Consider the following 13,957-nt stretch of genomic DNA (forward strand, 5'->3'; position numbering starts at 1 on the left):
GGTGATCGAGGACGACATCGCCCAGGTCTGGACCGGCACCGCCACCAGCGCCCAGATGCTGCGGGAGCGGGCCGACGGCAAGCTCCCCCTGCTCAGCGTGCGGGGCGTGCACGTGTCCACGGCGACGTGCGGGTGCTGTTCGGCGTCGACCTCGACGTGGCCGAGGGCGAAGGTCATCGCCCTCCTGGGCACGAACGGTGCCAGAAAGTCGACCTTGCTCAAGGCCATCTCCGGCGTGGCCATCGCCGATGGCGGCGATCGTGTTCGACGGAAGCGACATCACCCACGCCCCTCCGGAGGAGAATCGCCCCGCGAGGCATCGCCCAGGTGCCGGGCGGCCAGGGCGTGTTCCCCGGCCTCACCGTGGCCGAGAACCTGCGGGCGGCCGGGTGGATGCTGCGCCACGACCGGGCGCTGCGCACCGCCCGGGTGGCCGAGGCCCTAGAGGCTGTTCCCGATCCTGGCCCAGCCGCGCCGACGACCCGGCCGCCGTGCCTGTCGGGCGGCCAGCAGCAGATGCTGGCCCTGGCCATGGCCTTCCTGGCCAGGCCCCGCCGCCTCCTGATGATCGACGAGCTCTCCTCGCTCGGCCTGGCCCCGGTGGTGGTGGAGCAGCTCTTGGGCGTGGTCCGCGACCTCAGCGCCCGGGGCACCACGATCATCCTCGTGGAGCAGTCGGTGAACGTGGCGCTCACCGTCGCCGACGCCGCCTACTCTGGAGAGGGCGAGATCCGCTTCCCGGGCCCCCCCCCGAGCTGCTGGAGCGACCCGACGTGCTGCGCTCGGTGGTCCTCCAGGGTGCTGCGGCCGGCCTCGCCGACGTCGCCTCCTCGAGGCCGACGTCCCCGCCCCGGTGGCCGGCAACAGCAGGCCCACCGTCACCGGCCCGGGCGGGGGGTGGCGGCATCGCCGCCGGCCCCGGCCGTCGAGGCCGGCGCAGCGGCCCTCTCGGTCGAGGGCGTGTCGGTGCGCTTCGGCGGCATCCGGGCCGTCAGCGACGTCAGCTTCTCGGTGGCGCCCACGGCGAGGTCGTCGGCCTCATCGGGGCCAGCGGCGCCGGCAAGACGACGGTGCTCGACCTCGTCTCGGGCTACAGCAGCCCCGAGACCGGGCGGGTGCTGCTCGGCGGCGTCGACGTCTCCACGGGCTGCGACCGCACCCCCGGGCCGTGCTCGGCCTGGGCCGCAGCTTCCAGGACTCGCGCCTGTTCCCCTCGCTGACGGTCGAGGAGGTGCTGCTGGTGGCGCTCGAGCGCTGGCTCGACGTGCGGGACCCGCTCACCACCGCGCTAAAGCCTGCCGCCGTTCGTCGACAGCGAGGTGGCCGCCCACCCCGCGGCGACGAGCTGGTGGAGCTGCTCGGCCTCGGGGCGTTCCGCTCGAAGTTCGTCAGCGAGCTCTCCACCGGGTCGCCGCGCGTGGTCGGCATCGGTTGCGTGCTGGCCACGGCCCGTCGGTGGTGCTGCTCGACGAGCCGTCGTCCGGCATCGCCCAGGCGCAAGGCCGAGGCGCTAGGCCCGCTACTTCTGGGCATCCGCGACTCGCTCGACGCCAACCTCGTGGTCATCGAGCACGACATGTCGCTCATCTCCTCGGTGTCGGACCGCCTCGTGGCCCTCGACCAGGGCCGTCTCGTCACCGACGGCCCGCCGGCCGACGTGCTCGCCCACCCTGCGGTGGTCGAGTCCTACCTGGGCGGCGACGCCGCCGTCATCAGGCGCTCCGGCGCCACCCAACCCGCCGCAACCCTCCGGGAACCAGCCATGACGCCCGGGACCGCCACCCCGCCGCCTCGCGCGTCGGTGTTCGCCCGCTTCGGCCCGCTCGTGGCCGTGCTCGTCGCCCTCAGCCTGGTGGCCGGGTTCGCCTCCACCGGGCGAGGGACGAGACCGTCACGGCCGGCACGAGCGAGGTGGGCGGCTCGAGCAAGCTGCGCATCACCTGGGCCGAGGCCGAGAAGGCCGGCACCACCGACGACCTCGACTGGGGCGACAACTGCGACCCGAAGACCGGCGCATCACCATTCCGTCGAACTACGCCCCGCCCTGCGTGGCGGCCCGCCGGCGTGAAGGGCGGTGCCACCTCGCCCGGCGTCACCGCCGACACCATCACCGTGGTGGCCCACGAGTCGCCCGACGACGACCTCGCCGCCAGCCTCCAGGCGCAGCTCGACCCCGCCGACAAGCGGGAGGCAACCGGCGGCGAGCTGCTCAAGCTGGTGCAGGACCGGTTCTCCATGTGGGGCCGCAAGCTCAAGATCGTCCCGGTTCAAGGGCACCGGCTCCGACGAGACCTCGTCGCGCCGATGCCGTCAAGGTGGCCACCGAGATCGGCGCCTTCGCCTCGCTCGGCGGGCCGAGCCAGCAGGGGGCCCTGGCGGATTCGGGCTCGCCAGCCGCGGCGTGCTGTGCCTGGGCTGCAGGCTCTCGGTCCGGACTCCACCTTCCAGAAGAACGCCCCCTACTGTAGGGCAACCTCCCGAACGCCGGAGCAGTACCTGCTCACCCTCGGTGACTACCTGATCGGTCGGCTCAACGGGCGCAAGGCCGAGTTCGCCGGCGACCCCGCCCTGCGCAAGCGGAAGCGGGTCTTCGTCGATCCACTTCGAGCAGGACCCCCGGTGTTCGGCCAGACCGAGAAGGTCGTGGCTGGGCGCGGCGCCAAGCTCGGCTACAAGGACAAGGTCAGCCTCACCTACCAGCTGGTGGTGGCGGAGCTGGCCGAGAGGCCCGCTCGCTCATCTCCCGCATGAAGGAGGAGGGCGTCACCACCGTCGTCTTCCTGGGCGACCCGATCATGCCGATCTACCTCACCCAGGCCGCCACCGACCAGGACTACTTCCCCGAGTGGGTCATCACCGGCACGGTGCTCACCGACACCACGGTCTTCGGCCGCCGCTACGAGAAGCAGTGGGCCCGCGCCTTCGGCATCTCCAGCCTCCCAGGCCCGTCTGCCCCAGGACCAGGGCGAGGCCTGGCGGCTGCACGTCTGGTACACCGGCAAGGAGCCGGTGGCCCCAAGACGGTGGCGGTCCTCTGGGAGCCGATCCGCCTGCTGGCGCTGGGCATCCACCTGGCCGGGCCGGACCTCACGCCCGAGACCTTCCGCGACGGCATGTTCAGCTACCCGCCCACCGGCGGCACGCCGACCGCGCCCAGCTCTCCTTCGGCGACCACGGCTTCTTCGAGGCGCCCACGACTACCTCGCGGTCGACGACATGCAGGAGATCTGGTGGGACGCCGAGGCCAAGGGCCCCGACGAGCAGGGCGCCGAGGGCACGGGGATGGTGCGCTACGCCGACGGCGGCAAGCAGTACCTCGCCGGCAAGATGCCCAAGGTCGCCCCACCGCGTTCACCGAGAAGGGCTCGGTCACCGGGTACTCGAAGCCGCCGGCCGCCGAAGCGCCGCCCGCTACCCCTCGCCCGCCAAGGCCGGCGGCTGAGCCGGGCCACTACCATCGGCCCATGGCCGACGTCACCGTGTTCCGCAACCCGAACTGCTCCACCTCGCCGCGCTCGACGGTGGGCGCCGCCGGCAGCGACGCCGAGGTCGTGCAGTACCTCAAGCAGCCGCTCGACCGGCCGGCGCTGCTGGCCCTCATCGAGGAAGCTCGAGGACCCCGCCGCCGACCTCGTCCGCAAGGACGGCTTCTTCCAGGACCAGGGCCTGAGCCCGGACGACTGCGTGACCCCCGAGGCCGTCGCCGACCTGCTGGTGACCCACCCCCGCCTCATGCAGCGCCCCGTCCTGGTCCGCGGCGACCGCGCCATCATCGGCCGCCCCAAGGACCGCGTCCCCGCCTTCCTCGCCGACTGAGCGCCGCACCTCGACGCACCTCCCCGGAAGCGAAGTCGTCGCACTTCTGCACGCATCCGGTGCAGAAGTGCAGCGACTTCGTGGGCTCGGTCAGGCGGCGGCGGCCTGCTCGGGGCGAGCCGAAGGCCCAACCGATGACGTCGGCGACGTCGCTGGCCAGGTGGCCGGTGAGCTCGTCGCGCACCGCCTGGGGCAGGTCGTCGAGGTCGGGCTCGTTGCAGACCGGGATGATGATCTCCGTGAGGCCCAGCCAGTGGGCGGCGAGCAGCTTCTGCTTCACGCCGCCGATCGGCAGGACCCGGCCCTGCAGCGTGACCTCGCCGGTCATGGCCACGTTGGCCTTGACCGGGCGGCCGATGAACAAGCTCACCAGCGCCGTGGTCATGGTGATGCCGGCCGACGGGCCGTCCTTGGGCACGGCCCCAGCGGGGAAGTGCACGTGGACGTTGCGGCGATCGCGCGCCGGCCGGGATGGCCAGGGCGTCGCGGTGGGCCCCACGTGGGAGGGCGATGCCAGGCCGACTCCTTCATGACGTCGCCCAGCTGGCCGGTGACGGTCAGGGCCGACTTCTCGGCGTCGCCGTCGTCGGCGGGCAGGGCGCTGACCTCCACGAAGAGGACGCGCCGCGCGCACCGGTCACGGCGAGGCCGGTGGCCACGCCGGGCACGGCCACCCGATCGGCGATGTCGGTGTCGTGGAACCGAGCTCGACCCAGCAGGTCCGGCACCGTCTCGGGGGTGACGGCGACGGGCTCGCCGGGCGGACGGCGACCTTGGTGGCCACCTTGCGCAGCACCTTGGCGAGGGCCCGCTCCAGCGAGCGGACGCCCGCCTCCGGGTGTAGCCGCCGACGATGGCCCGCAGGGCGTCGTCGGAGACCGTGACCTCGTCGGCGCCGAGGCCGGCCCGCTCCAGCGTGGCGCACCAGCAGGTGGTCCCGGGCGATGGCGACCTTCTCGTCCTCGGTGTAGCCGTCGAGAGGACGACCTCCATGCGGTCGAGGAGGGGACCGGGGATGGTGTCGAGCTGGTTGGCGGTGGCGATGAAGATCACGTCTGACAGGTCGAGCTCGACCTCCAGGTAGTGGTCCCGGAAGGCGTGGTTCTGGGCGGGGTCGAGGACCTCGAGCAGCGCCGCCGAGGGGGTCGCCCCGGTAGTCGTTGCCCACCTTGTCGATCTCGTCCAGCAGGACCACGGGGTTCATGGTCCCGGCCTCGGCCATGGCCCGGACCAGGCGGCCGGGCTGGGCGCCGACGTAGGGTGCGCCGGTGACCGCGGATCTCGGCCTCGTCGCGCACGCCGCCGAGGGCGACCCGCACGAACGACCGGCCCAGGGCCCGGGCGATGGACTCGCCGAGGCTGGTCTTGCCCACCCCGGGAGGCCCCACCAGGGTGAGGATCGTGCTGTTGCGCTGCCGGCCACGGGGGCCGGTGGCCACGACAGGCTGGGGGCCCGACTCAGTCCCGATCACCAGCTCCGGCTCGGTGACATCGACGCCCGTGGTCGGTCGCCTCGTCGCTGGCGTCGACGACGGCCGGATCGGTAGATCCCCCGGTCGGATCGGCGCCTTGGTCCGCCTCGGCGGGAGGGGGCCGCCGGTCGCGTCGAGGCCCCGGTCGGCGCGGAGCTTGCGGACGGCCAGCTCCTCGACGATGCGGTCCTTGACCTCGTCCAGGCCCTTGTGGTCGGCGTCGAGCACGGGCGGGCGTGGACCAGGTCCAGCTTGTCGGCCGACCGCTCGCCCCAGGGCAGGTCGAGCACGGTGTCGAGCCAGGTGCGGATCCAGCCGTGCTCGGGCGACTGCTCGCTGGAGCGCTCCAGCTTGTCGATGTCGCCTTTCGAGGGCCACCCGGACCGCCTCGGGCAGGTTCCGCTCGGCCACCTTGGTGCGGTAGGCGTCGGGGCCCTCTTCGCCGTCGCCGTCGCCCTCGCCCAGCTCCTTGCGGATGGCGGCCAGCTGCTGGCGCAGGATGAACTCCCGCTGGTTCTTCTCGAGGCCGTCGGTGACCTCGGTGCGGATGCGCTCGGTCAGCTCGGCCTCGGCCAGGGCCTCCTTGGCCCAGCTCCAGGACCTTGCCGACCCGCTCGGCGACGTCGATGGTCTCCAGCAGCTCGACCTTGCGCTTCGAGGCTCAGGTCCGGCCACCAGCCGGCAGCGTCGGCCAGGGCGTCGGGCTCGTCGAGGCCCCGCAGGACCTCCACCAGGCGCCGGCCGCCCAGCTGCTCGAACAGGGCCCGGAAGGCCGCCCGCAGCTCGTTGCCCTTCTCGCGAGCCTCGTCGGTCACCTCGGGGTGCACGGGCTCGGCCTCGAGCCACAGGACGGTGCCGGTGCCGGCCACGCCGGTGCGCAGCAGCGCCCGGTCAGTGGCCCGCACCACGAGGGCGGGGATGCCCGACGGCAGGGTGCCGCGGGACTCGATGGTGGCGACGGTGCCGACGTTGGCGTGGCGACCGTCGACCCGGGGCACGAGCAGGAGGCGCCCGTCGTCGCCCGCAGCCTCGACGGCGGCCTTGGCGTCGTCGGTCTCCAGGGCGATGGTGAGGACCATGCCGGGGAGGACCACGCCGCTGGTGAGCGGCAGGACCGGCAGGGTGAGGGTGGAGGTTTCGGTGTCGGACAAGGTGGGCTCCTCGGGGGAGATGTGGAACCCTGACAACTCTGCCAGCAAAGTTGCTATTCCCCCACCCAACTTCCGAATCCAGAAGCCACCCCTGGTTGCGCGCTCAACCATCAACTTCACCGCCCCGGTCTGGCAGACCCAGCCCCCGGTCGCCCCTCCCGGCCCGTCGCCGTCCCCACCTTCCGCAACTTGTGGGCCCACACCGCCGAAGATGGCGCTCTGGGCCCACAAGTTCGAGGTGGTGGGAGGGGGTGGGGGCGGTCGGCGGGCCGACGACCGGGTGGGAGCGGGGCGAAGGAAGGGCTGAACCTCAGGTCGAGGGTCAGGGTCCGGGCGGCTGGGGGTGGCGGGCCGATCAGGCCGGGTGGGCCTCGGCGGCCTCGTCGACGCCCTGCATGAGGGTGTTCCAGGCCAGGGTGGCGCACTTGATGCGGACGGGGAACTTCACCACGCCGCGCAGCGCCCCGAGGTCGCCCAGCTTCACGTCCTCGACCGGTTCGCCGTCGGCATCGAGCTCCTCACCGGACTCGCCATCGGTGTCGAGCGAGCTCTCGTGCAGCGACATCATCCCCTTGAAGGCCCGGGTGAGGGCCCGGACCTCGGCGAGGGTCTTGCCCTTCACCGCCGCCGACATCATCGAGGCGGAGGACTGGCTGATGGAGCAGCCGGTGCCGCCGATGCGGATGTCGCCGACCGTCCCGGAGGCGTCGACGTCGAGGTACACCACGATCTCGTCGCCGCACAGCGGGTTGAAGCCCTCGGTGCGGGTGGCCGGGGGCGTCTCCAGCTCGCCCCGGTTCCGGGGGGAGCGGTAGTGGTCGAGGATGATCTCGCGGTAGAGATCCTCGAGTCCTGGCATGTCTGGCCTCGCAATGTGGTTCCGGGGATCCGATCGCCGGAGGCGATCAGAACGAGAAGAAGTCTGCCGCTTCGCCGAGGGCGTCGGCCAACGCATCGACGTCGTCGGTGTCGTTGTACACGTAGAACGACGCCCGGGCGGTGGCCCCGACGCCGAGCACCTTCATGAGCGGCTTGGCGCAGTGGTGGCCCGGGCGGACGCAGACGGCGTGCTCGTCGAGCACCTGCGCCAGGTCGTGCGGGTGGATGCCCTCCATGGCCAGCGAGAGCACGCCGCCGCGAGCGGCCGGCTCGGCCGGGCCGTGGATGGTAAGGGCCTCGCCGAAGCGCTCGGTGAGCGTGCGCAGGGCGTAGGCGGTGATGGTGACCTCGTGCTCGCGCACGGCGTCCATGCCCAGCGCGTCGAGGTAGTCGACCGCGGCGTGCAGGCCGATGATCTCGGCCACCGGCGGGGTGCCCGCCTCGAACTTGGCGGGCGGCGCGGCGGGCGTGAACCCGTCGAGCGTGACGTTGAGGATCATGCCGCCGCCGCCCAGGAACGTCGGCATGGCGTCGAGCAGGGCCTCGCGGCCCCACAGCACGCCGATGCCGGTGGGGCCGAGCATCTTGTGGCCGGAGAAGGCGGCGAAGTCGACGCCCAGGGACACGACGTCGGTGGCCAGGTGGGGCACGTACTGGCAGGCGTCCAAGCAGACCAGGGCACCGGCGGCGTGGGCCTTCTCGGTGAGCTCCCGGACCGGCGTGAGCGTGCCGGTGACGTTCGACATGGCCGTGAGGGCCAGCAGCTTCACGCCGTCGAGCAGGCGGTCGATGTCGGTGAGGTCGAGCTGGGCGTCGGCGGTGAGCGGGATCCAGCGGATCTCGAAGCCCTTCTCGGCCTGGAGCTGGAACCACGGGACGATGTTGGCGTGGTGCTCGAGCTGCGTGAGCAGCACGGCGTCGCCCGGGCCGAGGTTGGCGCCGCCCCAGGAGCGGGCCACCAGGTTCAGCGACTCCGTGGCGTTCTTCGAGAAGATGACCTCGGTCTCGGGGTTCGGGGCGCCGATGAAGCGGCCGACCCGGACCCGGGACGCCTCGAGGGCGTTGGTGGCGGCCTCGGCGATCTCGTAGACGCCGCGGTGCACGTTGGCGTTGATGGTCTCGTAGTAGGTGGTCATCGCATCGATGACCACCTGCGGCTTCTGGGAGGACGCCGCCGAGTCCAGGTAGTGGATCGGCCCGCCCTTGAGCTCGCGCTGCAGCAGCGGGAAGTCGGCCTTGACCTTGGCGACGTCGAAGGTGCGGGTGACCTCGGCGGTGCTCATGCGCCGACCGGCGTTCTCCAGGACTCGTAGCCGTCGGCTTCGAGCCGGGCCACGAGCTCCATGCCGCCGGACTCCACGATCCGGCCGTCGATCAGCAGGTGCACGTGCGACGGCTGGATCTCGTCCAGCAGGCGCTGGTAGTGGGTGACCACCAGGAGGCCGAGGTCGGGCCGGTCGGCCTGGACCTCGCGCACGCCCTGGGCGACCACCCGGAGGGCGTCGATGTCGAGGCCGGAGTCGGTCTCGTCGAGGATGGCGACCTCGGGCTCGAGGATGGCCATCTGCAGGATCTCGTTGCGCTTCTTCTCGCCGCCGGAGAAGCCCTCGTTGAGGTAGCGGTCGGCGAAGGCCGGGTCCATGTCCAGCCGCTCCATCCACTCCATGATGCTGAGCCGCAGCTCCAGGACCGAGAGGTCGATGCCCTTGCGGGCCGAGAGGGCCTGGCGCAGGAAGTTGATGACCGACACGCCCGGGATGGTCTGCGGGTACTGGAAGGCCAGGAACACGCCGGCCTTGCCGCGGTCGTCGGGGCCCCAGGTGGTGATGTCGTCGCCCTTGAAGCGGATGGTGCCGCCGGTGACCTGGTAGTCCGGGCTGCCGAGCAGGGCGCTGGCCAGCGTGCTCTTGCCGGAGCCGTTGGGCCCCATGAGGGCGTGGACCTCGCCGGCGCCGATGGTGAGGCTGACCCCACGGAGGATCTCGTTGCCGTCGGCGCTGACGTGCAGGTCGTCGATCTCGAAGATGGGTGCTCCGGACATGGGGGCCAGTGTATTAGCACTACGGCCATAGTGGTAATGCCGACGCCGGGAACTTCGTCACGTCGGCGCCGGTTGGGTAGGGAGCGGCCCGTGGGTCTCGTCCACGTGCGCTGACCAGCGGATCTTGCGATCCGCGAAATCCCCGGCCCGCCGGGACCAGAACCGCCCGCCGCGCTGTTGCATGGGGGGAACATCCGTCGAACCAGGTGCCCAGGAGGTGCCCGACATGCTGTGGAGCCGTACCAAGCCCGAGATGCCGACCGCGGAGACGGCCCTGCCCGGCCGCGACCAGCCGGCCTTCGACATCACCGGCGTGCACGCCGTCAACGGGCACTCGATCGTGCCTCCCTTCCCGGAGGGCCACGAGGTCGCCATCTTCGCCCTGGGCTGCTTCTGGGGCGCCGAGCGCCTCTTCTGGAGCATCCCCGGCGTGTGGTCGACCGCGGTCGGCTACGCCGGCGGGTTCACCCCCAACCCCACCTACGAGGAGACCTGTTCGGGCCGCACCGGCCACACGGAGTCGGTCCTCGTGGTCTTCGACCCCGCCGTGGTCCCGTACCGGCAGCTCCTGCAGGTCTTCTTCGACGAGCACGACCCCACCCAGGAGAACCGCCAGGGCAACGACGTCGGCACCCAGTACCGCTCGGCCATCTACTGGACCACCGAGGAGCAGAAGGCCGAGGCCCTGTCGGCGGCCGAGCAGTTCGGCAAGGCGCTGGCCGAGGCGGGCAGGGGCCAGGTGGCCAGCGAGCTGGCTCCCGCCGGCCCGTTCTTCTACGCCGAGGAGTACCACCAGCAGTACCTCCACAAGGTGCCGAACGGCTACTGCGGGCTCAAGGGCACCGGCGTCACGTGCGCCCTCGCCCCGCCGGCCCAGGGCACGGCCGGCGCGGCGCCCGCCGGTGACCCGCCCGTCGCCGAGGCCGCCGACCCGAAGCTCAAGCCGCTGGCCTCCAGCGACGACGAGTGGCGCGACCGGCTCAGCCCCGCCGAGTACGACGTGCTCCGCCGGGCCGGCACCGAGCGGGCCTTCGCCGGCGCCTACACCGACACCGAGGAGCCCGGCCTCTACCGCTGCAACGCCTGTGGGAACCCGCTCTACACGAGCGACACCAAGTTCCACTCCGGCAGCGGCTGGCCCAGCTTCACCGAGGCCGTGTCGCCCGGCGCGGTCGAGGTCATCGAGGACCGGAGCCACGGGATGGTCCGCACCGAGGTGCGCTGCGCCCGCTGCCACTCCCACCTGGGCCACGTCTTCCCCGACGGCCCCCGAGACAAGGGCGGCCTCCGCTACTGCATGAACAGCCTGGCGCTCGACCTCGACGCCGAGGGCCAGCCCGCCAGCTGAGCGGCTGGCTGGCCGCAACCGAGACGGGTCGCAGGACCGGGCGACGAGCCCGGGCTGCGGCCCGTCGTCGCGTCCGGGGATCAGCGGCCGTTGGTGCTCCAGTGCCAGGGCTCCGAGGGCAGGTTCTGCAGGCCGAAGTCGGCGGCGTTGGCCGCCAGCCACTTGTAGCAAGCGGTCGTGCGGGTGTCGCAGCTGGTGAAGTCGATGGCCAGGCCCCTCTCGTGCATCGAGGTGCCCGGGATCGCGGTCGGCGGGCTGCACTGGCTCGAGGGCTTCTGCCAGATGTCGTAGTAGGTCGTGCCGCAGTTCGCCTTGCGCACGGCGATCTGGGCGTCGGCGGTGCGGAAGCCGCCGCCGCAGAGCTTCAGGCCGTCGGCCTTGGCGGCGGCCAGCAGGGCCTTGACGTCGCCCGCGATCGAGGTGGCCACGGTGATGGTGCTGCCGCTGGCACAGGTCACCTTGGTGGTGGCCGGCGCCGGGATGGTCGTGGTGGTCGTCGACGTCCCCGTCGGCGGCTCGGCCCGGGTGGGCTCACAAGCCGTGCCGGCCAGGGCGACGAGCCCGATGGCGGCGACGGCGAGCAGCTGCCGCGGGGCGTGGTGGTGCGCAGTCGCATCTCGTGGTCCCCTCCCGAGCCACGGCCGAGCTCGTGCCGGCGCACCACAGGCAACGGCACCCTCGGGGCCCGCCTTGAGCGGACATCGCGAGATGGGTGCGAACGGGTGACGAGCGCGTGACGGGCCCCGCTGCTGGCCCGCACCGTTCAGTCGTGGTCGCGGAGGTCTTCCTTCCACGCCCGGAACCGGGTGTGGCGCTCCCCGCTGGGCCCGACGCCGTCGCCCGAGCCGTCGGGGAACAGGAGGGAAGGTGAAGGCCTCGGACAGGTCGGCCGCCCGCGCCGTCCAGTAGGGCGCGTCGGCACCGCGCGCCGGCCCGGCCCGCCAGAGCAGCCAGGGCCCAATGCGGCGGAGGAAGCTGGCCGTGTCGCCGGCGACCGCGTCGCCCGGTCCGCCGAAGCGCTCGCCGAGCGCCAGCAGCTCCGCCGGCGCCTCCACCCACGCCGTGGCCGGGATGGTGCGCGTGCGCTGCGGGGTGTCGGGCAGCTCGGCGGTGTGCACCGGGCGGTGGTCGACCGGCCGGGCGGGCGAGGGGGAGCGCGTCATCGGCCATGGCGCCATCGTCGCACCCCGTCCCGCCTCGGACCGGATCGCCGGCGCCCCGATTCGGGCCGGTGAGGTCTCGTGCCCGCCCGCGGCCGTGCCGGTCACCGGTCGTCGACCCGAGCAGGAACTGGTGAGGTCCCGTGCCCGCACGGGTCCGAGCCGTTCACCGGTCGGCCGTGGAGGGGCGTGTCGCACGGTGTCCCAGGTTGGGACGGTTGCCGGGCGAACCCGGCAACTCGGTCGTACCCTGTGTCCAGCGTCACTTCCGACGATCCGGGGACCTGCAGATGGGCCGAGCCACGCCGCCGCCAGTCGAGCCGAGGCCGGAGATCGCCGCGTCATGGGCCCGCTCCTTGCGCTCGGGCGTCACCGGCGACGCCCTCGCCCCCTCGCTGGCCGCCGACGCCGACCCCACGGGCCGCCTCGCCTCGCTGGCGGCGCCCGTGCTCGACCGGCTCTCGTCGACGCTGGCCGACACCCGCACCACCGTCGTGCTGACCGATGCCCACGCCGGCGTGCTCGACCGGCGCGCCGGCACGCAGCCGCTGGGCGACCTGCTCGACGGCATCGGGCTGGTGCCGGGCTACTCCTACGCCGAGGACGTGGTGGGCACCAACGGCATGGGCACCGCGGCCGAGGAGCGCCGGGCCGTGCTGGTGAAGGGGCCGGAGCACTACGCCGAGGCGCTCCGCCCGCTCACGTGCATGGGCGTGCCGATCGAGCACCCCGTCACCGGTCGGCTCGAAGGCGTGCTCGACCTCACCTGCTTCAACGAGGACGCCGGGCCGTGGATGGCGCCGCTGGTGGCGGAGGCCGTCGCCGGCATCCGCGGCCAGCTTCGAGGAAGACGCCACGGTGGCCGAGCGGGCGCTGTTCAGCGCCTTCCTGCGGGCGTCGCACCGGGCCTCGGGAGCGGTGGTGTCGTTGAACCACTCGTTCGTCCTGACCAACCCCGCCGCCGCCCGGCTGCTCGACGGCGCCGACCACGGCGCGCTGTGGGAGATCGGCGCCGCTGCGGTGACCGGGCGCAGCGACGACGTGCAGGAGCTCCTGCTGGCCAGCGGGTCGCGCGTCCACGCCCGGTTCGAGGTCGTGGAGGTGGGGGGAGCGGCCCGTCGGGGCCATCGTGCGCCTGGCCGAGGCGGTGGCGGAGGCGTCGGCGCGCACCGTCGGCTCCCGGTCGGGCACCGCATCGCGGCGCGCCGCCCCGTCATCACCCGCCGGGGCCCCTGCGTACGGACCGGCAGGGGTCACCGCCCGCCTCGCCGACGAGGTGGCCGGCGCGCTGGCCGCCGGCGAGCGGGTCCTGCTCCGTGGGCCGAGCGGCGCCGGCAAGCTGACCGTGGCCAAGCTGGCGCTGGACCGCGCGACGGTGCCGGTGTTCGACGCCGGGCGAGCGGTGGTCGACGGCGCCCGGGCGTGGCTGGTCGACGTCGAAGCGGCTCTCACCGGTGGCGGCCCGGTCGTGATCCGCCACCTCGAGGCGTTGGGGGCCGACGTGTCGGCGGGGCTGACCGCGGTGCTGGACGCCACGCCCCCAGGCGTCGCCGTGATCGCCACCGTGGCCGAGCCCGGCTCGACGGTCGGCGCCCCCGGGCCCGCTGCCGGGCCTGCTGCCGGACAGGCCCTGGCCGATCGCTTCGACCGGCTGGTGCGGGTGCCCGGCATCGCCGATCGCGTCGAGGAGCTCCCCGGGCTGATCCGCTCGATCCTCGGCCGCCTGGCGCCCACCGGCGCGGTCCGGCTGGCCCCCGAGGTGGTCCAGGCGCTCACCCGGGTCGACCTCCCCGGCAACCTCCGCCAGCTCGAGGCCCTGCTCCACCGCGTGGTGGTGAAGCGCCACGTGGGCACGATCACGCTGGACGACCTGCCCCCCCGAGGTCCGCGCCGCCACCCACCGCCCGCACCTCACCGCCATGGAGCAGCACGAGTGCGAGGCCATCGCCTCCGCCCTCGCGTCCGCCGACGGCAACAAGGCGGCCGCCGCCTCGGCGCTCGGCATCTCCCGGTCGACGCTGTACCGCAAGCTCGAGGCCTACGGCCTCCAGCTCGACCGCCGGGCCTGGTAGGCCCGGCGGCCACCCTTG

Annotated in this window: 12 protein-coding genes and 5 pseudogenes; 10 read left to right on the forward strand and 7 right to left on the reverse strand. The window is 73.0% G+C overall.

Annotation, left to right across the window (positions count from 1 at the left end; genetic code table 11):
• Positions 1-55: 55 nt before the first annotated feature.
• The 5 genes and pseudogenes from KSP35_RS25345 to KSP35_RS00020 all read left to right on the forward strand — a co-directional run.
• Positions 56-211: pseudogene (locus tag KSP35_RS25345) on the forward strand (hypothetical protein); the annotation flags it as partial.
• A gap of 134 nt (positions 212-345) precedes the next feature.
• Positions 346-516 (forward strand): annotated as a pseudogene (locus KSP35_RS25350) (ABC transporter ATP-binding protein); the annotation flags it as partial.
• 554 nt (positions 517-1,070) lie between these two features.
• On the forward strand, positions 1,071-1,220 hold the full coding sequence (locus tag KSP35_RS25355; protein WP_371748626.1) for a hypothetical protein: 150 nt from the start codon (positions 1,071-1,073) through the stop codon (positions 1,218-1,220).
• Positions 1,169-2,068: a hypothetical protein gene (locus KSP35_RS00015; RefSeq protein ID WP_216998230.1), complete on the forward strand. Its 900-nt coding sequence runs from the start codon at positions 1,169-1,171 to the stop codon at positions 2,066-2,068. Before KSP35_RS25355 ends, KSP35_RS00015 begins: the two co-directional genes overlap by 52 nt.
• A complete protein-coding gene (locus KSP35_RS00020; RefSeq protein WP_217002332.1) occupies positions 2,065-2,751 on the forward strand; it encodes a hypothetical protein in 687 nt (228 codons plus the stop codon). Before KSP35_RS00015 ends, KSP35_RS00020 begins: the two co-directional genes overlap by 4 nt.
• 700 nt (positions 2,752-3,451) lie before the next feature.
• Here KSP35_RS00020 and KSP35_RS00025 read toward each other — a convergent pair.
• Positions 3,452-3,601: a hypothetical protein gene (locus KSP35_RS00025; RefSeq protein WP_216998231.1), complete on the reverse strand. Its 150-nt coding sequence runs from the start codon at positions 3,599-3,601 to the stop codon at positions 3,452-3,454.
• Between the two features lie 23 nt (positions 3,602-3,624).
• Between KSP35_RS00025 and KSP35_RS00030 the strand changes: the two are divergent.
• A pseudogene (locus tag KSP35_RS00030) lies at positions 3,625-3,816 on the forward strand (arsenate reductase family protein); the annotation flags it as partial.
• Positions 3,817-3,949: 133 nt separating this feature from the next.
• Here the strand turns inward: KSP35_RS00030 and KSP35_RS25360 are convergent.
• The 5 genes and pseudogenes from KSP35_RS25360 to sufC form a co-directional block, all read right to left on the reverse strand.
• Positions 3,950-5,774 (reverse strand): annotated as a pseudogene (locus KSP35_RS25360) (S16 family serine protease); the annotation flags it as partial.
• Between the two features lie 71 nt (positions 5,775-5,845).
• A complete protein-coding gene (locus tag KSP35_RS00050; RefSeq protein WP_216998235.1) occupies positions 5,846-6,439 on the reverse strand; it encodes an LON peptidase substrate-binding domain-containing protein in 594 nt (197 codons plus the stop codon).
• Between the two features lie 355 nt (positions 6,440-6,794).
• Positions 6,795-7,298, reverse strand: coding sequence for a Fe-S cluster assembly sulfur transfer protein SufU (gene sufU / locus KSP35_RS00055; RefSeq protein WP_216998236.1), 504 nt, complete (start codon positions 7,296-7,298; stop codon positions 6,795-6,797).
• Between the two features lie 46 nt (positions 7,299-7,344).
• Positions 7,345-8,601 (reverse strand): aminotransferase class V-fold PLP-dependent enzyme, encoded by a 1,257-nt coding sequence (locus KSP35_RS00060; protein WP_216998237.1) that lies wholly within the window; start codon positions 8,599-8,601, stop codon positions 7,345-7,347.
• Positions 8,598-9,359 (reverse strand): Fe-S cluster assembly ATPase SufC, encoded by a 762-nt coding sequence (gene sufC / locus KSP35_RS00065; protein ID WP_216998189.1) that lies wholly within the window; start codon positions 9,357-9,359, stop codon positions 8,598-8,600. The genes KSP35_RS00060 and sufC overlap by 4 nt, the downstream gene beginning before the upstream one ends.
• A gap of 226 nt (positions 9,360-9,585) precedes the next feature.
• Here sufC and msrA point away from each other — a divergent pair.
• Both msrA and msrB read left to right on the forward strand, forming a co-directional pair.
• Positions 9,586-10,215, forward strand: a pseudogene (msrA, locus tag KSP35_RS25365) (peptide-methionine (S)-S-oxide reductase MsrA); the annotation flags it as partial.
• Between the two features lie 144 nt (positions 10,216-10,359).
• Positions 10,360-10,707 (forward strand): peptide-methionine (R)-S-oxide reductase MsrB, encoded by a 348-nt coding sequence (gene msrB, locus KSP35_RS25370; protein ID WP_371749010.1) that lies wholly within the window; start codon positions 10,360-10,362, stop codon positions 10,705-10,707.
• A gap of 80 nt (positions 10,708-10,787) precedes the next feature.
• Here msrB and KSP35_RS00080 read toward each other — a convergent pair whose 3' ends face one another.
• Entirely contained in the window at positions 10,788-11,870 is a 1,083-nt protein-coding gene (locus KSP35_RS00080; RefSeq protein WP_216998238.1) for a M15 family metallopeptidase, read from the reverse strand.
• 287 nt (positions 11,871-12,157) lie between these two features.
• On the opposite strand from KSP35_RS00080, the gene KSP35_RS25375 reads away from it, so the two are divergent.
• Together KSP35_RS25375 and KSP35_RS00090 are read left to right on the forward strand one after the other, a co-directional pair.
• Positions 12,158-13,210: a GAF domain-containing protein gene (locus KSP35_RS25375; protein ID WP_216998239.1), complete on the forward strand. Its 1,053-nt coding sequence runs from the start codon at positions 12,158-12,160 to the stop codon at positions 13,208-13,210.
• A 576-nt stretch (positions 13,211-13,786) separates the two neighbouring features.
• The gene (locus tag KSP35_RS00090) at positions 13,787-13,939 is read left to right on the forward strand and encodes a helix-turn-helix domain-containing protein (RefSeq protein WP_216998240.1); all 153 of its coding nucleotides are present in this window, start codon (positions 13,787-13,789) and stop codon (positions 13,937-13,939) included.
• The last annotated feature ends 18 nt before the right edge of the window (positions 13,940-13,957 follow it).

Origin of the sequence: Aquihabitans sp. G128, assembly GCF_019048865.1 — a bacterium.
GTDB lineage: Bacteria > Actinomycetota > Acidimicrobiia > Acidimicrobiales > Iamiaceae > Aquihabitans.

Excerpts from the sequence above, each read along its gene's own strand:
- KSP35_RS00025 (WP_216998231.1), bottom strand. The coding sequence starts at position 3,601 with ATGAGGGCCAGCAGCGCCGGCCGGTCGAGCGGCTGCTTGAGGTACTGC.
- sufU (WP_216998236.1), bottom strand. The coding sequence starts at position 7,298 with ATGCCAGGACTCGAGGATCTCTACCGCGAGATCATCCTCGACCACTAC.
- KSP35_RS00060 (WP_216998237.1), bottom strand. The coding sequence starts at position 8,601 with ATGAGCACCGCCGAGGTCACCCGCACCTTCGACGTCGCCAAGGTCAAG.
- sufC (WP_216998189.1), bottom strand. The coding sequence starts at position 9,359 with ATGTCCGGAGCACCCATCTTCGAGATCGACGACCTGCACGTCAGCGCC.
- KSP35_RS00080 (WP_216998238.1), bottom strand. The coding sequence starts at position 11,870 with ATGACGCGCTCCCCCTCGCCCGCCCGGCCGGTCGACCACCGCCCGGTG.
- KSP35_RS25375 (WP_216998239.1), top strand. The coding sequence starts at position 12,158 with ATGGGCCGAGCCACGCCGCCGCCAGTCGAGCCGAGGCCGGAGATCGCC.
- KSP35_RS00090 (WP_216998240.1), top strand. The coding sequence starts at position 13,787 with ATGGAGCAGCACGAGTGCGAGGCCATCGCCTCCGCCCTCGCGTCCGCC.